The 24,266-nt window shown below is 63.2% G+C and carries 26 protein-coding genes; 16 read left to right on the forward strand and 10 right to left on the reverse strand.

Annotation, left to right across the window (positions count from 1 at the left end; genetic code table 11):
* Window positions 1-14: 14 nt before the first annotated feature.
* The 3 genes from IB257_RS26970 to IB257_RS26980 form a co-directional block, all read right to left on the reverse strand.
* Complete coding sequence (locus tag IB257_RS26970) at window positions 15-410, reverse strand: YkvA family protein (RefSeq protein WP_125471035.1); 396 nt, start codon at window positions 408-410, stop codon at window positions 15-17.
* An 81-nt stretch (window positions 411-491) separates the two neighbouring features.
* On the reverse strand, window positions 492-989 hold the full coding sequence (locus IB257_RS26975) for a hypothetical protein (RefSeq protein WP_125471036.1): 498 nt from the start codon (window positions 987-989) through the stop codon (window positions 492-494).
* Between the two features lie 6 nt (window positions 990-995).
* On the reverse strand, window positions 996-1,658 hold the full coding sequence (locus tag IB257_RS26980; RefSeq protein WP_192493090.1) for a hypothetical protein: 663 nt from the start codon (window positions 1,656-1,658) through the stop codon (window positions 996-998).
* A 222-nt stretch (window positions 1,659-1,880) separates the two neighbouring features.
* Between IB257_RS26980 and IB257_RS26985 the strand changes: the two genes are divergently transcribed.
* The 6 genes from IB257_RS26985 to IB257_RS27010 all read left to right on the forward strand — a co-directional run bounded on the left by IB257_RS26985 (window position 1,881) and on the right by IB257_RS27010 (window position 7,412).
* A complete protein-coding gene (locus IB257_RS26985) occupies window positions 1,881-2,381 on the forward strand; it encodes a sigma-70 family RNA polymerase sigma factor (RefSeq protein ID WP_054455669.1) in 501 nt (166 codons plus the stop codon).
* On the forward strand, window positions 2,378-3,322 hold the full coding sequence (locus tag IB257_RS26990) for a DUF4880 domain-containing protein (RefSeq protein ID WP_192493091.1): 945 nt from the start codon (window positions 2,378-2,380) through the stop codon (window positions 3,320-3,322). The genes IB257_RS26985 and IB257_RS26990 overlap by 4 nt, the downstream gene beginning before the upstream one ends.
* 83 nt (window positions 3,323-3,405) lie before the next feature.
* Window positions 3,406-5,769, forward strand: a complete 2,364-nt coding sequence (locus IB257_RS26995) for a TonB-dependent receptor (protein ID WP_192352898.1) — start codon at window positions 3,406-3,408, stop codon at window positions 5,767-5,769.
* A gap of 157 nt (window positions 5,770-5,926) precedes the next feature.
* Window positions 5,927-6,463, forward strand: a complete 537-nt coding sequence (locus tag IB257_RS27000; protein WP_119449818.1) for a DUF4189 domain-containing protein — start codon at window positions 5,927-5,929, stop codon at window positions 6,461-6,463.
* A 136-nt stretch (window positions 6,464-6,599) separates the two neighbouring features.
* The gene (locus IB257_RS27005) at window positions 6,600-6,974 is read left to right on the forward strand and encodes a glutaredoxin (RefSeq protein ID WP_013390852.1); all 375 of its coding nucleotides are present in this window, start codon (window positions 6,600-6,602) and stop codon (window positions 6,972-6,974) included.
* Window positions 6,975-6,989: 15 nt separating this feature from the next.
* Window positions 6,990-7,412 carry a hypothetical protein gene (locus IB257_RS27010; RefSeq protein WP_119449926.1) on the forward strand — a complete coding sequence of 141 codons (423 nt, stop codon included), beginning with the start codon at window positions 6,990-6,992 and terminating at the stop codon, window positions 7,410-7,412.
* Window positions 7,413-7,423: 11 nt separating this feature from the next.
* On the opposite strand, the gene IB257_RS27015 is transcribed toward IB257_RS27010, so the two are convergent.
* The gene (locus IB257_RS27015) at window positions 7,424-8,296 is read right to left on the reverse strand and encodes an alpha/beta fold hydrolase (protein WP_192493092.1); all 873 of its coding nucleotides are present in this window, start codon (window positions 8,294-8,296) and stop codon (window positions 7,424-7,426) included.
* A gap of 268 nt (window positions 8,297-8,564) precedes the next feature.
* Here IB257_RS27015 and IB257_RS27020 point away from each other — a divergent pair, with 268 nt between their 5' ends.
* Window positions 8,565-9,122 (forward strand): sugar O-acetyltransferase, encoded by a 558-nt coding sequence (locus IB257_RS27020; protein WP_192493093.1) that lies wholly within the window; start codon window positions 8,565-8,567, stop codon window positions 9,120-9,122.
* Window positions 9,123-9,163: 41 nt separating this feature from the next.
* On the opposite strand, the gene IB257_RS27025 is transcribed toward IB257_RS27020, so the two are convergent.
* Window positions 9,164-9,496, reverse strand: coding sequence for a hypothetical protein (locus IB257_RS27025; protein WP_192493094.1), 333 nt, complete (start codon window positions 9,494-9,496; stop codon window positions 9,164-9,166).
* A gap of 402 nt (window positions 9,497-9,898) precedes the next feature.
* On the opposite strand from IB257_RS27025, the gene IB257_RS27030 reads away from it, so the two are divergent.
* A complete protein-coding gene (locus IB257_RS27030; protein WP_192353047.1) occupies window positions 9,899-10,138 on the forward strand; it encodes a hypothetical protein in 240 nt (79 codons plus the stop codon).
* 471 nt (window positions 10,139-10,609) lie between these two features.
* The gene (locus IB257_RS27035; RefSeq protein WP_192493095.1) at window positions 10,610-11,977 is read left to right on the forward strand and encodes a Fic family protein; all 1,368 of its coding nucleotides are present in this window, start codon (window positions 10,610-10,612) and stop codon (window positions 11,975-11,977) included.
* A gap of 88 nt (window positions 11,978-12,065) precedes the next feature.
* Here IB257_RS27035 and IB257_RS27040 read toward each other — a convergent pair whose 3' ends face one another.
* Window positions 12,066-12,395 (reverse strand): YegP family protein, encoded by a 330-nt coding sequence (locus tag IB257_RS27040; RefSeq protein WP_192493096.1) that lies wholly within the window; start codon window positions 12,393-12,395, stop codon window positions 12,066-12,068.
* Between the two features lie 161 nt (window positions 12,396-12,556).
* Window positions 12,557-13,750 (reverse strand): acetylornithine transaminase, encoded by a 1,194-nt coding sequence (locus tag IB257_RS27045; protein ID WP_175163036.1) that lies wholly within the window; start codon window positions 13,748-13,750, stop codon window positions 12,557-12,559.
* A gap of 210 nt (window positions 13,751-13,960) precedes the next feature.
* Here IB257_RS27045 and IB257_RS27050 point away from each other — a divergent pair, with 210 nt between their 5' ends.
* Complete coding sequence (locus IB257_RS27050) at window positions 13,961-14,926, forward strand: tripartite tricarboxylate transporter substrate binding protein (protein WP_175212915.1); 966 nt, start codon at window positions 13,961-13,963, stop codon at window positions 14,924-14,926.
* Between the two features lie 87 nt (window positions 14,927-15,013).
* On the opposite strand, the gene IB257_RS27055 is transcribed toward IB257_RS27050, so the two are convergent.
* Window positions 15,014-15,265 (reverse strand): hypothetical protein, encoded by a 252-nt coding sequence (locus IB257_RS27055; RefSeq protein ID WP_054455691.1) that lies wholly within the window; start codon window positions 15,263-15,265, stop codon window positions 15,014-15,016.
* A 154-nt stretch (window positions 15,266-15,419) separates the two neighbouring features.
* On the opposite strand from IB257_RS27055, the gene IB257_RS27060 reads away from it, so the two are divergent.
* The 3 genes from IB257_RS27060 to IB257_RS27070 all read left to right on the forward strand — a co-directional run bounded on the left by IB257_RS27060 (window position 15,420) and on the right by IB257_RS27070 (window position 17,472).
* A complete protein-coding gene (locus IB257_RS27060) occupies window positions 15,420-16,961 on the forward strand; it encodes a helix-turn-helix transcriptional regulator (protein ID WP_192493097.1) in 1,542 nt (513 codons plus the stop codon).
* A 140-nt stretch (window positions 16,962-17,101) separates the two neighbouring features.
* Window positions 17,102-17,287 (forward strand): CsbD family protein, encoded by a 186-nt coding sequence (locus IB257_RS27065; RefSeq protein ID WP_013390838.1) that lies wholly within the window; start codon window positions 17,102-17,104, stop codon window positions 17,285-17,287.
* Between the two features lie 56 nt (window positions 17,288-17,343).
* Window positions 17,344-17,472 carry an entericidin A/B family lipoprotein gene (locus IB257_RS27070; protein ID WP_013390837.1) on the forward strand — a complete coding sequence of 43 codons (129 nt, stop codon included), beginning with the start codon at window positions 17,344-17,346 and terminating at the stop codon, window positions 17,470-17,472.
* Between the two features lie 76 nt (window positions 17,473-17,548).
* Here the strand turns inward: IB257_RS27070 and IB257_RS27075 are convergent, their stop codons facing one another.
* Both IB257_RS27075 and IB257_RS27080 read right to left on the reverse strand, forming a co-directional pair.
* Window positions 17,549-18,928 (reverse strand): hypothetical protein, encoded by a 1,380-nt coding sequence (locus IB257_RS27075; protein WP_192493098.1) that lies wholly within the window; start codon window positions 18,926-18,928, stop codon window positions 17,549-17,551.
* A 6-nt stretch (window positions 18,929-18,934) separates the two neighbouring features.
* Entirely contained in the window at window positions 18,935-20,074 is a 1,140-nt protein-coding gene (locus tag IB257_RS27080; protein ID WP_192493099.1) for a DSD1 family PLP-dependent enzyme, read from the reverse strand.
* Window positions 20,075-20,326: 252 nt separating this feature from the next.
* On the opposite strand from IB257_RS27080, the gene IB257_RS27085 reads away from it, so the two are divergent.
* The 3 genes from IB257_RS27085 (at window position 20,327) to IB257_RS27095 (ending at window position 24,234) form a co-directional block, all read left to right on the forward strand.
* Complete coding sequence (locus tag IB257_RS27085) at window positions 20,327-21,289, forward strand: TAXI family TRAP transporter solute-binding subunit (RefSeq protein ID WP_054455699.1); 963 nt, start codon at window positions 20,327-20,329, stop codon at window positions 21,287-21,289.
* A gap of 222 nt (window positions 21,290-21,511) precedes the next feature.
* Window positions 21,512-23,536: a TRAP transporter permease gene (locus IB257_RS27090; RefSeq protein WP_054455701.1), complete on the forward strand. Its 2,025-nt coding sequence runs from the start codon at window positions 21,512-21,514 to the stop codon at window positions 23,534-23,536.
* 239 nt (window positions 23,537-23,775) lie between these two features.
* Entirely contained in the window at window positions 23,776-24,234 is a 459-nt protein-coding gene (locus tag IB257_RS27095) for a DUF494 family protein (protein WP_042795808.1), read from the forward strand.
* The last annotated feature ends 32 nt before the right edge of the window (window positions 24,235-24,266 follow it).

Below are 24,266 nucleotides of genomic sequence, written 5' to 3' on the forward strand. Positions count from 1 at the left end.
CGCCGGTGTGGGCGCTACCGAAAATACGGCGCAAGCCAGAACCACGCCGCAAGACTTATCCCCAGCCATAGCGCCACGATCATCACCGCGCCCGCCAGGCTGCGCGGCTTCTCCCTTTGCGACTGCATCCAGGCGTCCGCCTGGCCTCTGCATTCCTGCAGCACATCGGGCGGCAGCAATTTGATGGCCAGCCAGATCAGGCCGGGCAACAACAGCACGTCGTCGACGTAACCCAGCACGGGGATGAAGTCGGGGATCAGGTCGATGGGGCTGAGCGCGTATGCCACCACGAACAGGCCCAGCGCCTTGGCGTACCAGGGCGTGCGGGCGTGCTTGCCGGCAAACCATAGCGTCAGGCCGTCGCGCTTGATGCGCTTGGCCCGGGCTTTCAGGCGGTCGCTGAGGGTCATGCGAGGGAGCGGGGTCTCGTGCCGAATAGCCGTGAATGGCCGTAGTCTGACACACCTTTTCCGCTCATACGGTGCGCTGCTTCAGGGCTTGCGGTCGATGACAATCCGATTGCCATCCCGGCTGCACGTCAAGGTATCCCGATACGCCGTGCACAGCTTGTCCACCAGCGCGGACCAGCAGGCGCCGCTGACCGGTTGAGAGATCACCACGGTCTCGGCTCCTCCCTTCAACAGGATATCGGCGCTGGAGTTCCGGCGTAACCCTTCGGCGATGGAACCGAGTGTGCGAGGCGCCCCTGAGAATTCTTCCGCGTTGGCGGGGAACCTGTTGTTCAACTGCCAGTAAAGCCCTCCCACCAAGGCGATGGAGAGAAGTATCAAGAACACGCCGGCAGGCCCTTTCAAACCATATTTGTCGATGGTCGTTTCCACCTCATGCTTGGTGTTTGGCGTAGGGGAGGGTCTGGGTCGAAGCAACAAGTAGATCCCCAGCACGAACAAGATCAGGGCCACCACGACGGCAACAAGCAGCACGGCCCAATCCAATCCGGGAAGCTCTCGCATGCAGGTGAGATCCATGGCCGATCACCTCTTCGCATCAGAGAAGAAAAGCACCAGCAATTGCGACGCTTGCTTGTAGTCCATCAGCACATAGCCTCGCCCGATCTCAAACTGAAAGCCTTCCGTCCACGTCACCGAAAGCGGCGGCCTTTTTCCTTGGAATACTTCCGCTATGACGTTGCTGTATTTCCTGGAGAAAACAACGATCTCGTTGTCGATCTGTTTGACGGGCAACTCCGCGATGACGACGGCCTGTCGAAACAGGCTGCCTCGCGCCAGGACCGGCAGGGCGCTCTCTATGAAACTGCTCTCGCTCAAGGCCGACGTGTCTCCCGACTGCGCAAACGCCAGATAGCGGGGGAAGATCTGCGCCGCGGATTGCAGCTGCGCTTGGTACGCGTCCTGTCCAAGGATGGAAGTAAGAACCGCCGGATTGGCCCCGATACCCGAGAAACCGTATTCGCACTTGCGTCCGCCGGCATAGCGCTGGACGGTGCAGGTCCCGTTGACGCTATAGGCCTCGTATTGCCCGGATGAGAAGCGGCATTCGCAGTATTTCGCCGGCGCAAGCGGCGCGGTGGTTGGAACGTTCTGGCCGGTGCCTTGCGCTTGGGCTGTGGCGCCCAGCGCGATGAACGAAGCTCCAATGGCAGCCAGAGCATGCTGGATGAATCGAGAGTGTGGCATGGGTACACCTCGCTTTATTCAACCACCTGAACGGGATAGTGAAGCTTGCCGCACATTTAATAACGATCCCGCGCGGTCTGAACGAGGATTAATCCATCAGGAGAGATCCAAAATGGGCTCTGCCGGTGGAGCGGGTGACGATGAAGTCTCCATCCCCTTTGGCTTTCCCGAACCCATCATGCCATAATTGATAACGATTCCCATTTATTCACAGCACAAGCCGTGGACTCAACGCGTGACACCTGCTTTTCCACCATCTACAAGAGCGACCATCCCTGGCTGGAGCGCCGCCTCCAGAACGGCCTGCGCAATCGCGAGGATGCCGAGGATGTCGCAGGCGAAACCTTCACCCAGTTGCTCTGCCTTCCTGCGCTGGAGCAATTGAATGAACCCCGCGCGATGCTCATCACCATCGCGCGGCGCATCACATGGCGGCTGTGGCGCCGGCGTGAACTCGAGCAAGCGTGGCTGGAGATGCTGCGCCTGCAGCCGGAACCCCTGGAGCCCTCGGCCGAAGAGCGGGTACAGACCCTGCAGTCCTTGCAGGCGCTCGACACGGCGCTGGACGGTCTTTCTTCCAAGGCCAGGATGGCTTTTCTCTACAGCCAGCTCGACGGCATGACGCATGTGGAAATCGCCGCACGGCTGAAGGTTTCTCCCACCATGGTGCGCAAGTACATCGTCCAGGCCCTGCGCCGCTGCTGCGAGGTGTTTGGCGTATGACGCCCCTGGATATACGCAGCCGCGAAGCGGCTATCGAATGGCAGGTCTGTCTGTCCAGCGGTCAGGCCAGCGATGCCGACCGCAAGGCCTTCGACCGGTGGTTGGCCGAAAGCCCGAGCCACGGCGCGGCCTGGCAGCGGCTGAACTCGGCATTGGACGGCACGCTGCATCGCCTGCGGCCCGGACTGCTGGCCGACGGCAACCCGCTGCGGCGTTCGCTGGTCGGGCCGCAACTCGCGCAGCGCCGCAGGCTGGGCAAGCTCGTCCTGGCGGGCGGGACCGTGCTGCTCGGCGCCGGTGTCGCGGACCGCTATGTGCCGCTGCGGCATCTGACGGCGGGCTATGTGACCCACACCGGTGAACGCCGGCGCGTGGCCTTGCCTGACGGCAACATGATGGAACTGGACGCGCGCAGCGCCGCAACGCTGGACGGGCAGCACGGCGTACACGTGTCTTCTGGTGCCGCCATCTTTGAGGTGGCGGCAGGCCAGGGGCTGCAAGTACGTCTGCCCCATGGCGAAGTCCGCCTCGCCCAAGGCCGCGCCATGGTGCGCTGCGCGTCCGAACGCAGCTTCTGCCTGGCACTGAGCGGAGCGGCGGAGGTCTCCACACTTGCAGGTATCCGCCGGCAATTGGCGCCTGGCCAGAGCGTCTGGTTCGACGCGCAGCAGATCGATGCGGTGCAGGACAACCAAGAGTACGCCGCCGCCTGGAGCAACGGCGAGCTTGAAGTCCATGACGAACCCTTGCAGACCGTGGTCGATGCCCTGGCCCGGTATCGACCGGGTTGGCTGCGGGCCTCACCCCAGGCGTCCCGCCTGCGCGTCACCGGCCTGTTCCCGCTGGACGATAGCGACCGCGCCCTGGCGGCGCTCACGCATACCCTGCCCATCCGGCTGCAACGGCTGAGCAGTTGGTACGTCATGATCGACCTCGCCTGAAAATTTTTTCTGCGCCAGGTGTTTTTTTGCCGGCGCCGATGCACATACATGGAACGCGTGCTCACGCATCCACGGAGTGTTCCATGCTTTCCCTCAGGTTTCCGGCTGCCTGCGTCATCGCAGCCGCCGCCAGCACCGCCCATGCCCAGGCGCTGCGCCAGTATGATTTGCCCGCGGGCCAGCTGGATGTCGCGCTGACACAGATCGCGCGCATCGCGGGCGCGGTCATCTCGTTTCGCGCCGAACTGGTAGCAGGCAAATCCGCGCCGGCCATCTCCGGCCGGTTGACCGTCGACGAAGCCACCGCGCGCGCGCTGACCGGAAGCGGGCTGGAACTCCGGCGTACACCGGACGGCAGCCTGACCGTGGCGCCATCAGGCACCACGACACTCTCGCCGGTGACCGTCGAGGCGGCCACGCTGGGTGTGACCGAGGGCACGCATTCATACACCACGCCGGTGATGGCCACGGCCACCAAGTTCGCGCTTTCGCCGCGCGAGACGCCGCAATCGGTCAGCGTGGTGACCCGCCAGCAGATCGAGGACCGAGGCTTCCAGTCGCTGGACGATGTGGCCCGCGACACCACCGGCCTGACCACGCGCCAGATTGGCGGCGGCGAGCGCACGCAGTTCTTCTCACGCGGATTCGAGATCAGTTCGTTCCTGGCCGACGGCGTGCCGCTGGCCTACGACTACGACACCCAGGGCGTGGCGACGCTGGCCATGTACGATCACATCGAAGTGCTACGCGGCGCGGCCGGCATGATGACCGGCGCAGGCAATCCCTCGGGCACCATCAATCTGGTGCGCAAGCGCGCGACGGCGGTGCCGCAGTTTTCGGTGACCGCCAGCGCCGGCAGCTGGGACAACTATCGCGGCGAAGTCGACGGGTCGGGCGCATTGAACGAAAGCGGCACCCTGCGCGCACGCGGCGTCGTGGCCTATCAGGACTCGGATACCTTCAAGAAAGCCTACGAGCATCAGCGCCAGCTCTATTACGGCACCATCGAAGCCGACCTCACGGCAAACACCACGCTCAGCATCGGCGGCTACTACAACCGCGAAGACAATCCCGGCGCGGATTGGAACGGCCTGCCGACCCGCCGCGATGGCAGCTTCTACGACTTCAAGCGGTCGACCCGCCTGTCGCCGGATTGGGCCTATTGGAACAAGGAAAACACCAGCTTCTTCGCCGAACTCGATCATCGCTTCGACAACGGCTGGTCCGGCAAGCTGACTGCCCGCACGCTGCGCGCCAGGATGAACATGCTGGGCAGCTACCTCTATCCCCTGGAGAACTCGACGTTCTTCGGACAAGGCTTGGGCCAGTACAACTACGACAAGACCCAGTACAGCGTCGACGGCTACCTGAGCGGCCCGTTCACGCTGCTGGGGCGCACGCATGAACTGGTGCTGGGCGGCAGCTTCATGAAGAACAAGGACGACGACGGTCCTGGCGGATGGCCGCTAGGCTATGACATGACGGTCGATCCCGAACACTGGGACTCCAGCGCCGTCGAAAAGCCCGCATTCATCTACCCCTGGTCGCGCAAAGGATTCCAGCGTCAGATGAGCGGCTATGCCACTACCCGCCTGAGCCTCGCGGACCCGCTGACGCTGATGCTGGGCGCCAGGCTGGACTGGTATGAATACGACATGACGCTGAAGTCCGGCGACTACGTCAGCCCGCCCGCGGCCTACAAGGTCAACCACGAACTGACACCGTACGCGGGCCTGATCTACGACCTGGACCGCCACCATTCCGTCTACACCAGCTGGACCAGCGTTTTCCAGCCGCAAAACTACCAATCAGCCAGCGGCGCACCGCTGGATCCCGTCATCGGCACCAATCTGGAAGCAGGGATCAAGGGCGAGTACTTCGACGGCCGCCTCAACGCCAGCGCGGCGGTATTCCAGATCCGCCAACGCAACCGTCCGGTCGCCCTGACCACGTCCGCGTGCGGCCCAGGGGTGATCGAATGCTATGCGCCATCCGGCAAGGTGGAAAGCCGAGGCGTCGAATTCGAAGTGGCAGGCGCAATCACGCCGGGCTGGCAGGTGTCCGCCGGCTATACCTACAACCAATCCAAGTATCTGGAGGATTCGGGCAACCTCCGGGCTGGCGCAGCGTATGACACGCAAACCCCGCGCCATCTGTTCAAGCTCTCGACCATGTACACCTTGCCTGGCTCCTTGAATGCCTGGCGTGTGGGCGGGGCGATGCGCGTGCAAAGCGCGATCAGCTTGCCCGCCTACAACGTGCGCCAACCCGGCTACAGCATATGGGATGCCGTGGTGGCTTATCGGGCCAGCCCGAATCTGGATCTGCGGCTGAACGTCTACAACCTGTTCGACAAGTACTACTACCAAGCGATTGGCAGCAACCAGGACAACAACCACTTCGGCGCGCCGCGGTCGTTTTTGTTGACGGCGAAGTACACGTTTTAAGGTTGGGGCGTGGCTGGGAGAATCGTTCGTAGAAAGAATTTCGGACTACACTTTCCGGGGCAATTTCACAGCCTGACACCTTGCCTCGGACTCTCTGCCTGCCCGGCCTTGACCCACGGCATCCGGCTTGAAGAACACGACAACTGCGAGACGACACATGCGTGCTTTAAAAGCGGCTTTCCTGCTGGCGATACTGTACCTCGGCGTCGCTGTCTCGGCGCAGGCCGAACAAGGTTGCCCGGACGGCTTTATGCCCAACGCCGCCGGCACGCCGGGCCAGCAGTGCGTGCCGATCCCAGGCCTGTCGCGGCCACAAGGCGGCACCGGCGCGCAAACCGCGCCTGACCAACCGCGCTGGACCACCCGCTGGGGCGCAATCGCATACGACCCGCCCTCGGGCTCCGTCGGCATCGCCGCCGACAAGACCAGCAAGGTCAAGGCCGAACAGGCCGCGCTGGAGCATTGCGCGTCCAAGGGCGGCAAGGGTTGCAAGACCAACATCACCTACTACAACCAATGCGTGGCGGTGGTGTACGGCCCTTCCCCCAAAGGCGAGGGCGTCTTGATGAATTCCGCCAGCGCCGAGACCAAGGAACAGGCAGAAGCATTGGGCATGGAAACCTGCAATAAAGCCACGCAGACCTCCTGCAAGACCTTCTATACGGGCTGCAGCTACCCGGTGCGGTTTCAATAACGCGCGGGCTTCAACTACCGACCCATGACGTGACACGGGATGACCACGGGCCTGCGCAGCTGACGGCACTCGCGATACTGAAACACGCTGCACAGAGTAGACTGGCCGCCTGTCCATCTGTATCGAGTCCTACTCCATGCTAGTCAAAGCCCTACGTGTCGGCCTGGGTCAAATCATCGTGCTGGGCGACGCGCTCACGCGGCCCCGCCCGCAACAGCGCTCCGCGCAAGGCCAGGCCACGGTCAACACCGAAGCGGCCAAGCTGTCGCTCTACCAATTCCACGCCTGCCCGTTCTGCGTGAAGACGCGGCGCGCCATCCACAAGCTCAACGCGCCCATCGCGCTGCGCGACGCCAAGGGCGATCCCGAAGCGCGCGCGCAACTGCAGGCAGGCGGCGGCAAGGTGAAGGTGCCCTGCCTGCGCATCGACGACGCCGCGGGCACGCGCTGGATGTACGAGTCCAGCGACATCATCGCCTACCTCGAACAACGCTTCGCCAACGTAGCCTGACAAGGGTTCATGGGCATGATGCGCCTGGCTCGCCTGTTCCTCATCGCCTTGGCCACCGCGAGCACGCTGGCCGGCTGCGATGCCGCGCTGGAGCCCGCGCCGCCCGGGTCGAAACTCAACGCTGAAGCCATCGCCACGCGCGACACGCCTCCGGAGCATCAGTTCAAGGGCGTGCTGGCCGGGAAGCCCGTGCATCTGCTGATGCATAAATGCAAGGTGTACATGGTCGAGCCGGCCGAAGGTGAAAACCTGAAGTGGACGCTGGTGCTGGAAGGCGACCTGTATCCGCTGCCGACCAGCTGCATCCGTCAATCGCTGACCGAGAGCAAGGGCGTGGTGACCGCGTTCATCGGGCGGCAGGCGTTTGGGGCGGGCGGGTGTTGCACGGGGACGCCGGAGTATCGGTCCAGGGATGGGGTGAATTGGAAGCCGCGCTGAGCGCAGCGATATCAGGCCGCCAGCACCCTTTGCAGAAATCCCCGCATCAACGCAGCCACCTCGTCCAGATGCGTCTCCAACAACCAATGGCCGCCACCTTCCAATAGGTGCAGTTCAGCATCCGGCAAATCCCGCAGATAGGCACGGGCGGAAGCTTCCGGCATGTAGTGATCCTGCGGCCCCCAGACAATCAGCGTAGGCGGCTGGTGATCCCTTAGATACCGCCGGTGCTCCGCAAACCACGCGCGGTTTTGCTTCAGGCCGGCAATCAAGTCGATGGCAACCTCCTTGCGGCGCGGCGTCATCAGCGACCAATGCAGCTTCCATAGATCCGGGGAAATGCGGTCGACAACTTCCGGCCCGACATGGTTCAGGAATTCCTCCTGGAAGCTTGCTTCAGTAATGCTGTCGCCTATGGCGTGGCGCATCTCCGCGGGCGGTAGCGCCCAGGTGGCTTCGATGTCCGCATATTTGGGCCCCAGGGCGTCCTCGTAGGGAACGTCGCCATTCTGAATGATCAGCGCCGTCACCCGATGAGGCGCACGGATCGCCAGCCGCGCCCCGATGGGCGAGCCGAAGTCGTGCAGGTAGAGCGCATAGCGGTCCAGGCCCAGGGCCACGACAAAGCGATCCAGAAAGGCCGCATAGCCGTCGAAGCTGTAATCGAAGTCCTCGGGCGTGGCGCTGTAGCCGGCGCCGGGATAGTCGGGCGCGATCAGGCGCCAGCGATCGGCCAGGCGAGGCATCAGGTTACGGAACTCGTAGGAAGAACAGGGGTAGCCGTGAGGCAGCAGGAGGGCAGGCGCATCGGAAGGGCCCGCGATGCGGTAGAAGGTGTCGATGTTGTCGACCGGGATGCGGCGGTGCTCGACAGGGACGGTCATGGGAGGCTCCTTGGGTTGCGGACGGCGGGTGGGTGTAGATGGCCGTCAGTCGTCAGCAATCACAGTGCCTGGGCATGGCTCGCCCCAGGGGGAATGTCCCGAGGCAATCGCACCGGCGCCGCGCGTGACGCCGTAAGCGCCTCTGCCCACTTTTGGCTTTCCGGAATTTGGGAAAATCGTCGGGGAAGAAGACATCAGGCTACGATTTCGCAACATGCGGTTGGTCAGCCAACCTCCCGTTACGCCGTACCCCAAAGGAAAGCCGCAGATGGCAAATGACGACCGCAGCCTGATCATTCCCAGAAGAACGCCCGAATCAGCGACCATGACGGCCAACATCAAACGCGCGATGACGATCACCGCCGCCCTCAACCGCCTGACCTTCAACGACGCCGCCGAAGTCCGCGCCTTGTTCAGTGAATTGATCGGCAAGACGGTCGATGAGAGCTTCCTGTTGATACCGCCGTTCTATACGACCGGCGGCCCCGACATCAGCGTCGGGCGCAATGTCTTCGTCAATCAGAACTGCACCTTCTATGACCTGGGTGGGTTGAGCATTGCCGATGATGTGATGATCGGGCCGAACGTCAGTCTCATCACGTCTGGACATCCCATCGAAGCTTCGCGGCGGCGCGACTTCGTCACTGCGAAGCCCATTGTGATCGAGAGGAATGTCTGGATTGCGGCGGGTGCGACCGTAATTGGTGGCGTGACTGTGGGCGAGAACTCGGTGGTCGCGGCGGGTTCGGTGGTCACCAAGGATGTGCCCGCGAATTCGCTGGTGGGCGGGAATCCGGCCAGGGTGATTCGGTCGATTGCTGAATAGGGCGGGCGCGTAAGCGCCACGCCTCTGGCTGCTGAGTTTGGCTACTGGATCGACGACGGCGCGCCGTGTGTGACGTCGCCGAGATCTGCATCCACCTCGCATAAGCGCGCCTGCGCCAGCATGGCATCGGTCAAGGTGCCCAGGTGATCGCACAAGCCTTCTACTCCACCCATCAACGCCGCCACCGTCCAGGCGTCCAACGGCCGCCCGCCGGTTGCGTCGGGTTCGGATGCGCTATTGCCAACCATGCGGGCGATGGCCTCGATGGCGTGGCGGGCGCGGTCTATGTGGTGGAGATGGGAGAGGGGGACTGGGCCGAGTTCGGGGTCGGATTCGACGGACCAGGGGTTTTGGGTGAGGGGGTGGGATTGCATGACAGGCTCCAAAGACAAGTTAGACCTGCTCCCCACTTCCAAATGGGGTGGGCGGGCACATGGCAAGGTTGGAAGACCGGCGTCTTTGGAAACCGGCGTGCGCGAACGCACCCTCGCCAAGGCCCACCCATAGGGACGTGCAGAGGCGCACGGACGTGAAAATGCCGCCTGAGCGGCGGGCTGTCCGCCAAAGACATTACCGGCTTCCAAACCGGGCTACCGGTGGTGCGGTAGTAGAGCGAGTATACGGTAAGGGGGAATGCGAATTGGGCTGGGAGACAAATTCGCTACGAGAAGGCGATGTTCATATCACGGCAGAATGTCCGCTTTCGACCCGCAGCAGACGGTGAATTTTTGGTGGACAATTCGCCTTATCACCCATAGCTTTGAGCGGAGAAACTTGTGGAGCTTCATCATCAATTGGCTCAGGTTAGCGATGCCAAGACGTTTCTCGTTTTTGCTCGTGCTTTGGCGGAGTACATACCAAATGGCGAATGGGAAAATACAACGATAGAAGCCTTCCTCCACGGTGCCATTGCATGGGCTGAAGATAGTAACTTTGGAGTTGCTCAAGGGCTTCAAGCTTCCAACCTCTGGCATCAGTTCGCCACTTTCTTGTACTGCGGGAAAATCTACGAGTGAGCAGGTGACGCACGTATTCGCGTTCAGCATCATGCGCGCCGGATAGCGTGGCTGCTTTGGTTCAGTCCGCTGATCGTCCGCTACTGGCCGAAAGCAGTCATTAGCGATCGCTGGCGTGTGTCGTACAAAATAATGGTGTCAGACTACAATTTTCCGCCGGCTCGCTGAATGCTTGGTGCATGGGCGGAGCGATCCGCGCATACAAGTGCGCTCCATCACCGCTACAGCAGTTGGGCCACCGTGGTGACGTATCGGGCCAACCGTACCCCCGATAAACCACCTCAGAATGCCGTAATCATCTCTGTTGACGACGAAGCACTCGTTTTGGCGTTGATGGTGAATGACGAAATCGTGGCAATCGATTTCCCCGGGCGGACGCAGTGGGAATCAGCTCAAAATCAGACCAAATCAGCTCATTTCTTGAGCTGATTGCTGCTAAATTGAGCTGATTCAACATCTTCGGCTCTTGCCATGACCGTCCGCGAAGACATTCTTCAGTTTCTGCGCGCCCAGCAGCGCGAGAACCTGCCGTGGGTGAGTTCCAGCGAACTGGCCTACCGAACCGGCGTCAGTTGGTCCACGGTGAAGCGCCAATTGGAAAACCTGCGCAAGGCCGGATTGGTGCTGCGCGAGGGCCAGGGTCGAGCAACCCGCTACCGGATTGCGGACGAAACAACCGCATCGACACTCCCAACGACCATTGCCACGCGGCTGGCGGAGCCGGCGTCCCAGGCCGTCGGGATGATCTGGTCTGAGCGTGGTCAAGCCCTGCTGGCCCGGCTTCGGCAGCCGTTGTCGGCCCGTGCACCTGTGGGATACGAACGCGCCTTCGTGGAAAGCTATGTGCCAAACCAGAGCTTCCTATTGCCGCCTTCGTTAGCTCAAGACTTGGCCGACGAAGGCCGCATGCCAGGTCAGTCGCCAGCCGGGACTTACGCGCGTCGCGTACTGGAGCCGCTGCTGCTCGACCTGTCCTGGTCATCCTCTCGACTGGAAGGCAACCGGTATTCCTTGTTGGCCACGCAGGAACTCTTCAAGCACGGAATGGCCGGGGAAGATCTGGATGCAGTGATGCTGCTCAACCATAAGAGGGCCATCGAGTTCATGGTCGATGCGGTGCCCGCACATGGCCTGACGTCCGCCGTGATCGGCAACCTTCACGCGATCCTGCTGGAGGAACTATTGGCCAATGCCGACGGCCTGGGCCGCATCCGTCAGATCGTGGTCAACATCGGGGACACGACTTACGTGCCGCTCCAGGCGCCCTTGTTGCTGCAGGAAATGTTCGACCAGATTGTGGAGAAAGCTCGGCTTATCAAGAACCCGGTGGAAGCGGCATTCTTTCTGTGGGTGAACCTTGCATATCTTCAGCCTTTCGAAGATGGCAACAAGCGCACCAGCCGCCTGTCGGCCAACATTCCGCTGATGCTTTACAACTGCGCGCCGCTGTCCTTCCTGGACGTAGAGGTACAGGACTATGTCTACGCCATGTTGGGAGTCTATGAATACGGCGATGTGACGCTGGCGACAGAGCTGTTCGCCTGGGCCTATCGGCGCTCGATCCGCAAGTACGCCGTGCAACTGAACGCCGCGGGCGTGCCGGATCCGGTGCGATTCCGATTCCGGGAAAAACTGAACGAAGCGGTTGGCCGGGTACTACGCGAGCAGCAAACCGCCGACACCGCAACAGCGGCGCTGGGCCTATCCGAAGACGATGTTCAATTGTTCCGCCCGATACTGGCGCAAGAACTGCGCATACTGGACGTGTACAACTGCGCTCGCTATCGCTTGTCGATGGACCTAGTCCAACAATGGGTCGAGGCTGGGCGGCCGCACTGAAGTGAACCAGCGGAACAAGAGCCGCAAACATTGCGGCTCTCTAGTCCCGACACCGATAGATGTGAATCAGGGCTTACACCCCAACCACTCAGGTATTGTCTTTCACCACAGTGCTTGGCCCATTGGTCTTCACAGACGCAATCCCCGCGTCCCGAGCCGCGGCGCTCGAATACATTTCACTGCGTCCAATGGACTGCCCATTCGCCGCGCTCAACGAGAAATAAGGTGAACCGTTGGTTGCCGTCTTGCGCTGATAGCGCTCATCGATCGGCGAATTCTGCCGAACGGACGCAATGCCATCCTGAGCGCTAGCCTTGGTGGTGTACAGCTCGCTCGTCAGAATGACTTCATGATTCCCAGCTTTCAGATTGAACATGTACTGATCGCCGCTGCGCTTCAACTCGTAGTAACCGCTCATGGAAACCTCCAATATCTGGCTAGTTCAACAATGGGTCGATACTGCGATGTACACACATGAATGCCGGTTGATGATAGTCCACGTCCTGCGTTCATGGACATACCAAAGAAAAGGGCCGCTAATCGCGGCCCTCATCGTTACTGCTTAACGTATCGCTTCAATTACGCCTTGCGCACCTGCGCAATCAAGCCATCCAACTGCGCCAGCATCGTATCGATTTCCTCAGCCGTCACATTCAAGGCCGGCATGAAGCGCAGCAGGTTTCCGCGCGGCGCATTCAGCAGCAAACCATTCGGCGCCAGATTACGCGCAGCCTCAACAATGGCAGGACCATCATCCCGATCCATCACCAGCGCACGCAGCAGACCCATCCCACGCTCACCCTTCATGCCCCACTTGGCCGACAAAGCCAGCAGGCCTTCGGACAGCTGCTTGGCGCGAGCATTGACCGACTCCATAAAGCCCGGCGCAGCCAGCGCATCAAACACAGCAACGCCAACAGCAGCCATTAGCGGATTGCCGTTGTAGGTACCCCCCTGATCACCATGCGAGAACACGCAAACTTCCTGACGAGCCAACAGCGCAGCCAGCGGCACCCCGCCGCCAATACCCTTGGCCAGCGTCATGATGTCCGGCACAACATCCGATTGCTGGTACGCAAACATGGTGCCCGTACGCCCCATGCCCGTCTGCACTTCATCAACGATGAACAGCAGCTTGTGTTCATCGGCCAGCTTGCGCAGGCCTTGCATGAATTCCTTGGTGGCGGGGATGACGCCGGCTTCGCCTTGGACGGGTTCGAGCATGATGGCGACGGTCTGGTCGTCGATCAGCTTGCGCACGGATTCCAGGTCGTTGATTTCGGCCTTGGGGAAGCCTTCAACCTGCGGGGCGAACATCTTGTCCCAGCCCGGCTTGCCGGACGCGGACATGGTTGCCAGCGTGCGGCCGTGGAAGCCGTGGTTCATGGTGATGATCTTGTAGGCGCCATTCTTGTTCACCTGGCCCCATTTGCGCGCCAGCTTGATGGCGCCTTCGTTGGCTTCGCCGCCGCTATTGGCGAAGAAGACGCGGTCGAAGACCGAGGCGCCGGTGAGGCGCTCGGCCAGTTCGATGGAGGGCAGGTTGTAGAACGCCGGCGAGGGGTTCATCAGCAGCTTGGACTGGTCCAGCAGGGCCTTTTGCATTTCCGGAGCGCAGTGGCCCAGGGTGTTGACGGCCCAGCCCTGGACGAAGTCCAGGTATCGCTTGCCCGCGTGATCCTCCAGCCAGGATCCCTGGCCGCGCACGAACACGAGGTCCGGGCGGGAGGTGATCTCCATGAGGGCGTTGGTCTTGAACTGGCTGAATTCCATGGCGGTTCCTGCGGAATGAGAGAACAGGGATTAAAAGTGATTGGACGATGCCAATAGGCGAATTTAGCACCGACGGGGGGATGCTATTGTGACGTACCCCCAGCCGATCCGCCCCGGGCCGCCTCAAAAGGGCAGACAACGCGGGCGCTCTATTTTATGCAACAGGCGCGACCCCGCGCGCAGCCCTTTGTCGCTTTTTACTGACCAATCATGAAACGTATTCTTTCCAGTCTTGCCGCCGGCCTGGCGCTGGCGGCGGCCACGGCGACCGCGCATGCCGATTTTCCCGAGCGCCCCATCCGCCTGATCGTGCCGTTCCCGCCCGGGCAGGCGACCGATATCTTTGCGCGCGCGCTGGCCGAAAAATTGGGCGCGGCCGTCAAGCAGCCCATCGTGGTGGAGAACCGCGCGGGCGCGGGCAGCAATATCGGGATGGAGCAGGCGGCGCGCGCGACGCCGGACGGCTATACGCTGGTGATCGCGGGCTCTGCCGCGGCGGTGAACCAGACGTTGTACAAGACCATCAATTACAGCCTGACCAAGGATTTCGCGCCGGTGTCGGGGGTTTTCTCGGTGCCGCTGATGTTCCTGGCGACGCCGGCTTCGGGCATTACCTCGCTCAAGCAGCTGGTGACGCAGGCGCGCGCCAATCCGGGCGAGCTGGCCTATGCCAGCGCGGGTATCGGCGGCACGCAGCATTTGTCGGCCGAGATGTTCAAGGCGGCGGCGAACATCGACATCCGCCACATTCCGTACAAGGGCAGCGGCCCGGCGCAGGCGGATTTCCTGGGGCATCAGGTGCCGTTGATGGTGGACTCGGTGACTGCTGGTCTGCCGCATGTGCAGAGCAAGAAGGCGGTGGCGCTGGCGGTGACGACGGCCAAGCGCCTGCCGCAGCTGCCGGACGTGCCGACCGTGGCGGAATCGGGGTATCCGGGTTTCGAGGCCATCGGCTGGGCGGCGGTGCTGGCGCCGCGCGACACGCCGGCCGAGGTGACGGGCTATCTGAGCAAGCAGATCGGCCAGGTGCTGAATTCGCCGGACATGCAGAAGTTCTTCCGCGACCGCGGTGCAGAGCCGATGCCGCTGACGCCTGAGGCGACCGGCACTTTCATTGCCGGCGAAGTGAAGAAGTGGGGCGAGGCGGTGAAGCAGTCCGGCGCTCAGGTCGACTGACGGACGCGCAAGACGTCATGACCCCAGCAAACCGCCCCGCATCGCCGGGGCGGTTTGCATGAGGGGCTGAGGTAAAGCTATGGCGGCTTAGGCCGGATCACCCGGCTGGCCCGGCCGTCCGGGCTCGCCAGGCTGCCTGGGCTTTTCTGCGGGCTGTCCGGGGTTGCCGGGCACTTCCGGCGGCATGCGGCCCGGATCAGTATCATCGGGGCCGGGCTGGCCCGGCACCTGGCCGGGAGCCTGCTTTTCGGGCGCATCGCCCGGCTCCTGTCCGGGACGCTGGGACGGATCGATGCCGGTCTGGTTGGCGGGATCGCCGGGCTTCTGGTTCGTGTTCATGGATGTCTCCTGAAGATTCACGTGTAGCGCTCACGCGCAGCGGCACGCGTATCGTGCAAGTCCACGATAGAAGCCAGGTTCGCGCTCGCCCAGATCACGCAGGACGACTTTATCTAGTACTTTCTTCTTATCTCTTGCTCAACCAGGAGCCGGAATGAAGAAGACTGCCACGGCGTTCACCACGGAACGCCGCCATCTGCTGGAAATCATCGACGGCCTGATCGAAGGCATCATCCTGCTGGACCAGGACCGGCGCATCGTCTGGGCCAACGACACTGCGTTGGCCATGCATGGCGTGACGGATCTGGCCGCGCTGGGCGGCACCGCTGCCGGCTACCGCAAGGCGTTTTCGCTGCGCTATCGCAATCACCGCGCGCTGCGCGCGGCGCAGTATCCGCTGGACCGCGCGCTGGCGGGCGAGACCTACAAGGACGTGGTGGTGGAAGTGACCAGCCGCCGCGATCCGGACTTCAGCCGCATGCATCAGGTACGAAATCTGGAGCTGCGCGATGCGCAGGGCGCTGCCGAAGGCATGGTGCTGGTGCTGCTGGACGTGACCGAACGCTATAGCGCGGAAGAGCGTTTCGAACGCACCTTCAACGCCAACCCCGCGCCGGCCGTGATCTGCTCGCTGGCGGATCTGCGGCACATCAAGGTCAATGACGGTTTTCTGGCGATGACGGGCTACACGCGCGAACAGGTGCTGGGCAAGACGCTGCGCCAGCTGGACGTGCTGGGCGATACGCCGCAACGCGAGGATGCGCTGCACCGGCTGGCGGAAGGCACGACCATTCCGCAGACGGAAACCATCATCGCGGTGCAGGGCGGCGGCAGCAAGCTGGTGATCGTGGCGGGCCAGCCCATCGAGGTCGCGGAGCAGCCCTGCATGCTGTTCACCTTCAACGACCTGGAGCCGCGCCGCAAGGCCGAGACGGCGCTGCGCGATAGCGAACAGCGCTTTGCCACGGCGTTCCGGCTGGCGCCCGTGCCCATGACGCTGAGCACTACGGAAGGCAAGCTGCTGGAGGTCAACGATGCCTTTGTCGCGACCACCGGCTACGACGCCAAGACCTTGGCGCGCGACGAGGATGCGCTGGCACAGCTATGGACGGACCCGCAAGCCTATGACCGCGCCATGGCCTCGCTGGAGCAGGGCGCCAGCGTGCGCAGCCAGGAAATGGCGTTGCGCACGCGCGACGGCGCACTGCTGGACTGCCTGGTGTCGGCCGCGCCGGTATCCATCCAGGACCAGCCCTGCGTGCTGGCCGCGATCCAGGACATCACCGAGCGCAAGCGCAACGAGGTGGAACTGATGGAGGCGATCGAAACGGTGATGCAGGACACCTCGTGGTTCAGCCGCACCGTCATCGAGAAACTGGCGCAGATCCGCACGCCCCAGGGCGCGCCGCAGGGGCAAGGCGAACTGGCCGACCTGACGCCGCGCGAACGCGAGATCCTGGGCCTGATGTGCCAGGGCCACACGGATCCGGAGATTGCCGCCAGCCTGCACTTGTCGCGCAACACGGTGCGCAATCATGTGGCGGCGCTGTACAGCAAGCTGGACGTGCACCGGCGCAGCGCCGCCATCATCTGGGCGCGGCAGCGCGGCATCGTGGGATATGAAAAGCCGGCGCGCAAGCAGGCGCAGAAAGCGCCTGACAAGCAGGCTCAAAAACGGGTCCACAAGATTCGGTAGAAAAGTACCAGTCGATCTGATGCGCGCGCTTCTTACGCGCGTGCCATGCGCTTCCTATAGTGGGTTCGTCCGCAGCCGGAGCCAGGCTTCGCAGGCCTCTCCAGCGCGGTTTCACGCAACCTGGAATTAGGAGCGACAACATGGATAACGACCGCATCAAGGGCGCAGCCAAGGAAGTCAAAGGCTCGATCAAGGAAACGGCAGGCAAGCTGACCGGCAACCGCGAGACCGAAGCCGAAGGGAAAGCGGAGAAAACCGTGGGCAAGGTGCAGCGCAACGTGGGCGAAGCCAAGGATCAGGCACGAGACTTGCTGAACAAGAAATAGCGCGGCTGCCTGTCGGCATGACCCGCTACGCCCATGAACGCCGAAAGGAGAAAAAAATGACGCATCGAATCTGGCTTGCGCTGCTGCTGGCAATCACCGCCATCACGGCCGGTTGCAACACGATGGAAGGCGCCGGCAAGGACATCGAACGTGGCGGGGAGAAGATCCAGCAGAAAGCCCAGTAAGTCCTGAACCGGTAGCCTGCCTGGACGGCTGGCGCGCTGAAGGCGCGCCGGCCTTTTTGCGCTTACGCGTTGCGTCCTATGGCGCTTTTGCGTCCAGGCGGCCCAGCAGGGCGTCGAAACGGCCTAGCCGCGCGTAGCGCGTCTGACCGCCCGCCACGACCTCGCCGCCTGGCAGGCCGACCCACTGTTGTATCCCGCTATCCAGGTCCAGCGCACCATGGCGGATTCGAAGCAACTGGCCCGACGCCGGATGCCAGAGCTGGCCCAGGTCCATGCTTCGATGCGGCGCATGCCAGTGGCCCAGCAATAGCCAGCCGCCCTGCAGCGCTTGCAGCGTCATGCCGCCGGCAGGCAGATGCGCCACTTCGCGCTGATGAACAGCGCCGGCATCCAGGCCTGCATGGCAAAGCATGTCGTCCTCCAGCCACGCAATGGCACTGTCGCCCAAGGCCACGGGATGCGAGATGTCGCCCAACAATGGCACGGCATAAGACAGCGGCAAGGGATGCAGCCGCCCTTCGCGAAACTCCAGCAGTTGGCCGCGGCACAGCACGCAGGTACGGCCGTCGGGCGTAAGAATGACGGCGGACCTGTCACTGACGGGACGGCGTTGCGCGGGCGCCGTGTGCAGCAGCGTCGGCTCCGCGGCGCAGTCCCCTTCCTGGCGTCCGTAGGCGGGATAAAGAAAGACCATGCCACGGTCCACCAGCAGCAGATCATCGCCCGCAAACCCCAGGCTGAATTCCGGCGTCCGGCGTTGCACTTGCGCGGCGCGCGGCGGCAGGGGCATGCCGGGCCGGTTTGAAGAAGGCAGCTCGACCTGGCCGGAATGCAGCAGACGCGCATAAGGCGTGCTGGACAGTCCGTCCGGACCCTGTTCGATCCAGGCATGTACCCCGCTGAGGCTTACGCAGGAGGCGAGCAGCCCGCGCCGCGCCGGAAACTTGCCGTCAATCGCGCGCAATGCCGGCCATGCACGCAGGTCGGTGAGCATCGGGCCTTCCCAGTCCTCCATTGCGGCGCAGGCCCATCCCGGAGCCACCGCTACGGCATAGGGAATGTCCAGATAGTCCTCGGGGCCGCACAGCGGACCCGAAGCCGGCTTGGGCAGGGCCGCCTGGGCGCCAGCCGCGGCCCCTTCCTGGCGATGTGCAACGGCCTCCCAACCCCGCGCCTGTATGTGCGTCTTGAGATTGTCTGCCTCGGCCTGCGGCACGATCAGCAGACGAATCGCGTCATCCTCTTCGCGCTGCTCGATGAGCGCCAGCCCCAACGCCTCCAGTTCCTGGCCCAGCGCCGGCAGGAAGTCGTCGGCCCGGTCGTCGCTCATGACGGACCGAAGCAGGTCCAGGCGCGCGGATGCAAGCGCCGGGTGGCGGGTCGAATAGATTTGCCTGAGCGTGTCCAGCACGTCGGACAGGGGAATCTTCCAATCGAAGGAGACCGGCTGCTGCATCGCGATTCAGCGCGAGAAACCGCGCGCGGAGATTTCCCAGATGTCCTGCACCACGCCGTCCTTGAATACCACCAGGCCGTCGTGCAGGTTGAAGGTCGGGTCCACATGCGCGGGCACCAGGCGCAGCACGCTGCCCAGCGCGGGCGCCGTGGCGCCGGGTTCGACGCGCACCACGCTGTGCTCGTCGTTGATGGCGGTGCAGGTCAGGCCGGATTCGCCATAGACGGCGGGCGGGCCGCATTCGGCGGAGGCCGATTTGAGGCCCGCGTCCAGCACCACGCGGTCGGGCGTGGGCGTGCTCATCACGGTGGACAGCAGGAACAGGCTGTTCTGGAAATTGAGCGGTCCGCCCCATTCGTTAGCGCCGTAGTCGCCGTCCATGAAGGCATAGGAGCCGGCCTGCAGTTCTGTATAGACGCCGCTGGCGGCGTCGAACTCCGCGCTGCCGGTGCCGCCGCCGGTGATGGTGTCGCAGGCGATGCCGCTTTCGCGCAGCAGCTGCGCGTAGGACGCGGCGATGCGCGCGGCCTGGCGGGAGACGGTGGCGCGTTCTTCGCGGGTGCGGTAGTGCTGCACCGACCCGTGATAGGCCTGCAGGCCCGCGAAATTCAGGCCTGGCAGCGCGCGCGCCTGCTGCGCCAGCGCCAATACGGTGGCGTCGTCGGATACGCCGCAGCGGCCCTGACCCACGTCCACTTCCACCAGCACGTCGATCTGGGCGCCGGCCTGCACCATGGCGGCGGACAGCTGCGTCAGGTTCTGGGCGTTGTCGACGCAGACGCTGATCTTAGCCGCGCGCGCCAGCTGGCCCAGCAACGCCATCTTGGTCGCCCCGACGACTTCGTTGCTGATGTGGACGTCGCGGATGCCGGCGGCCACGAAGGGCAGGGCTTCGCTGACCTTCTGGCAGCAGATGCCGCGCGCGCCCAATGCCACCTGCCGCAGCGCGATCTGCGGGCACTTGTGGGCCTTGGCGTGCGGCCGCAGGGCGACTTCGTGGCGGTCGGCCCAGGCCTGCATGGCGCGCAGGTTGGCTTCGAAGGCGGTCAGGTCCAGCGCCAGGCTGGGGGTATCGACGCGGGCGAGGGGATCGCCCGGCTGGGCGGCGGGGGGCAGCGCAATGCCGCGTATGACTTCCTGGGACATCTTGGAAACTCCGTTATCAGCACTGCTGGGATGTAAGCGCACACCATAACCAAAGCGGGACCGCCCATAACCTTGGGCGATGCGACCCCCTGGAAAACCATAGCCCTGTAATCATTGGCTACAGGGGGCGGGCATGACAGAATTTCATCATAAAGAAAGCCCCCGAGGGGAGGCAGATTTTGCCGGGGGAATTCGCCCATCGGCAGAAATCACATTACTGATACCCGTCAGCAAGAATTCGGAGAAGCTCGCATGAAACTCAAGACCTGGATCACCGCCCTGACCATCGCGGCCGCCGCCGTCGGCGCCGCCGGCACCGCGCAAGCGCAACAATTCTTCCGCATCGGCACGGGCGGCACGGCCGGCACCTACTACCCCATCGGCGGCATCATCGCCAACGCGGTGTCCCAACCCGGCAAGCTGGTCGCCACGGCGGTCGCCTCCAACGGGTCGGTGGCCAACATCAACGGCATTCTGGGCGGTTCCTTCGAAGCGGGCTTCACGCAGTCCGACGTCGCTTTCTGGGCCTATAGCGGCACCGGCACCTTCGAAGGCAAGCCCAAGGCGCAAGACCTGCGCCTGATCGCCACGCTGTACCCGGAAAGCATCCACCTGGTGGCCCGCAAGGGCGCAGGCATCAAGAGCGTGGCCGACCTGAAGGGCAAGCGCGTGTCGATGGATGAGCCGGGTTCCGGCACCCTGGTGGACGTGCGTCTGATCCTGGGCGCCTACGGCATGACCGACAAGGACATCAAGGCCGAATACCTGAAGCCCAACCAAGCCGGCGACAAGCTTAAGGATGGCGGGCTGGATGCCTTCTTCTTCGTGGGCGGCGCCCCCGCAGGCGCCATCGCGGAACTGGCGTCCAGCGGCGCCGGCATCGAGATCGTGCCCTTGGTTGGCCCGGAGATCGACGCGTTGCGCGCCAAGCAGGAATTCTTCACGCCCGACACCATTGCCGCCAACACTTACCAGAACGTGGGTGAAGTGAAGACGATTTCGGTCAACGCGCAGATGGTCACCTCGGCCAAGCTGCCGGAGCAGGTGGTGTACGACGTCACCAAGGCGCTGTACAGCGACGCCACCCGCAAGACCCTGGACAACGGCCACGCCAAGGGCAAGCTCATCACCCGCGACAACGCGGTCAAGGGCGCCGGCATTCCGTTCCACCCGGGCGCTGAAAAGTTCTACAAGGAAATCGGGCTGCTGAAGTAGGCCCCCCCGAGCGCCTTCGGCGCTTCCCCCAGGGGCGCCGCAGTGGACCGGCGGAGCCGGATCCACGCGGCCCCGATCAGTGGCGACGAGGTCATGCGACTAGCGTGCCGCGCGGCCATGGGGCGCAGGGATGGCAGTGCATGTCCGCGGCGCGATGCGCCGCGCTTGAGTAGGGCCGCCACGAGCGGCCCTGCTTGCTGAATCACCCAGAGAATTACTGCGATGGAAATTGATCACGAAAAAACCCAGCAGCTGGCGGAGAAGTACGATTCGGAAATCCGCTTCCGGCCGCTGGACAAGACGGCGACCTGGATCGTCTCCGGCCTGCTGGTAACGCTCTCCATCTTCCACTACTACACGGCCGGCTTCGGCCTGCTGCGCGAAGCCACGCACCGCGGGGTGCATCTGGCTTTCGTGCTCAGCCTGATCTTCCTGGTGTTCGGCTTTTCCAAGTCGCACTACACGCGCGAGCCCAAGTCCACTTGGTACGCGCCCGGCGGCATTCCGCTGTACGACTGGATCATCGCGATCGCACTGGCCCTGTCGGTGCTGTACATCCCCTATATCTTCGAGGACCTGGCCTTCCGCGTGGGCAATCCGCTGCCCATAGACGTGTTCATGGGCTCGATCCTGCTGATCGGCCTGTTGGAAGCCACGCGGCGCGCCATGGGCTGGCCGCTGCCCATCATCGCGCTGGTGTTCATGGCCTACGCCATGTTCGGTCCGTATTTCCCCGGACTGCTGCAACACGCGGGCAACACCTGGCCCCAGATCGTCAACCACATGTACCTGACCAGCCAGGGCGTGTACGGCGTGGCGGTGGGCGTGGTGGCGACCTACGTGTTCCACTTCGTGCTGTTCGGCGTGCTGGCCACCCGTATCGGCCTGGGCCAGCTGTTCCTGGACGTCGCTTCCACCATTGCCGGCCGCTATGCCGGCGGGCCGGCCAAGGTGTCGGTGTTCGGCTCGGCCATGTTCGGCATGCTGTCGGGTTCCTCGGTCGCCAATGCGGTGACGGTGGGTTCGCTGACCATCCCGGCCATGATCCGCATCGGCTACCCGCGGCACTTCGCGGCCGGTGTGGAAGCCGCCAGCAGCACGGGCGGGCAGATCACGCCGCCCATCATGGGCGCGGCGGCCTTCCTGATGATCGAATTCCTGGGCATTCCGTACCAGCAGATCGCGATCGCGGGCATTTTCCCGGCCTTCCTGTATTTCTTCGGCATGTTCATGCAGGTGCACTTCGAGGCCAAGCGCGAAGGGCTGCGCGGGCTGACCGAAGCAGAAATGCCCAAGCTCAAGCAGTCGTTCAAGATGCGCTGGCCCACCCTGATCCCGCTGATCCTGCTGATCGGCGTGCTGGCCAGCGGCCGCACGCCTTACCTGGCGGCGTTCGCGGGCATTACCGGCTGCATCATTGTGGGCCTGCTGAATCCATTCCAGCGGCTACGCCTGCGCGACCTGTACGAAGCCTTCGAGACCGGCGCCAAGTACGCGCTGGCAGTGGGCGCCGCGGCGGGTACCGTGGGTATCGTGATCGGCGTGGTCACGCTGACAGGCGTGGGCTTCAAGATCTCGTACATCGTCATCTCGGCGGCCCAGGCGATCGCCGGCGGCGCGGCAACGGTCATCCCCGATGCCATCGCCAATACCCAGACGCTCACGCTGATCGCGGCGCTCATCATGACCGGCCTGGTTTGCATCCTGATGGGCTGCGGCATCCCCACCACGGCGAACTACCTGATCATGGTGGCGGTGGCCGCCCCCACGCTGGTGCAGCTGGGCGTGCAGCCCATCGCGGCGCACTTCTTCGTGTTCTATTTCGGCATCCTGGCGGACATTACACCGCCCGTGGCGCTGGCGGCCTATGCGGCGGCGGGCATGGCGGGCAGCGATCCATTCAAGACCGGCAACACCGCCTTCAGGCTGGGCATCACCAAGCTCATCGTGCCCTTCGTGTTCGTGTTCTCGCCGTCGCTGCTGATCTCGGTGCAGGGCTTCACCTGGTATGACTTCTTCGTGACGCTGTTCGGCTGCATGGTCGGCCTGGTACTGCTGTCGGCGGCGTTCTCGCGTTACATGCTGGTGGGCATGAAGAGCTGGGAGCGCTGGCTGTGCACCATCGGCGCCTTGCTGACCATCCTGCCGGGCCTGACCAGCGGCCTGATCGGGCTGGCAATCTGCATCCCGGTGTTCATGCGCCAGATCGCTCAGCTCAAGCTGGAAAACGCGCCCAAAGCGGCCTGATCAGCCACCCAAAAACAAAAAGGGGCGGACCTTATCGGTCTGCCCCTTTTTGCCTCGAATCATGAATATTGGCAGCATTTAGGGTAAAAATGTGCGCGTTTTGAGGCAAGGTGACTTCATACAACATTCCACCCTCCGGCCGGTTGCCCACCCCTATAAATCAGCGTAAAGTAAAATTCATGTTTGCTGGTCTGCCGATATGCGGGCCGACTGTGCAAACAGGCACAAAACTGCGCCATATGTTCGATATCCTGGTTTATCTGTACGAGAATTACTACACGCCGCAAGCCTGTCCTGCGGCGGACGTGCTCGCAAAGCGGCTTGCCGCCGCCGGTTTCGAGCACGAAGACATCGACGACGCCCTGGGCTGGCTGTACGGCCTGGCCGAAACCACCGAACGCTGCGTCGATCTCGCCCAGGCCCCCGCCACCGGCACCCGTATCTACACCGACAACGAATACCAGCAGCTCGGCACCGAATCCATCGGCTTCATCGCCTTCCTGGAATCGGCTGGCGTGCTGCCCGCGCCGCTGCGCGAAATCGTCATCGACCGGGGCCTGGCTTCGCCGGAAACGCCCGTGCCGCTGTCCAAGATCAAGATCATCGCCCTCATGGTTCTCTGGAGCCAGGAAGCCGAGATCGACAACCTGGTCCTGGAAGAGCTGCTGGACGAAGACGGCACGCGCTTGCTGCATTGAACGGCATCCGCGTCGCTTGATGCCGTTACTCC

This window comes from Achromobacter sp. ACM03 (assembly GCF_014851665.1).
Taxonomy (GTDB): domain Bacteria; phylum Pseudomonadota; class Gammaproteobacteria; order Burkholderiales; family Burkholderiaceae_B; genus Achromobacter; species Achromobacter aegrifaciens.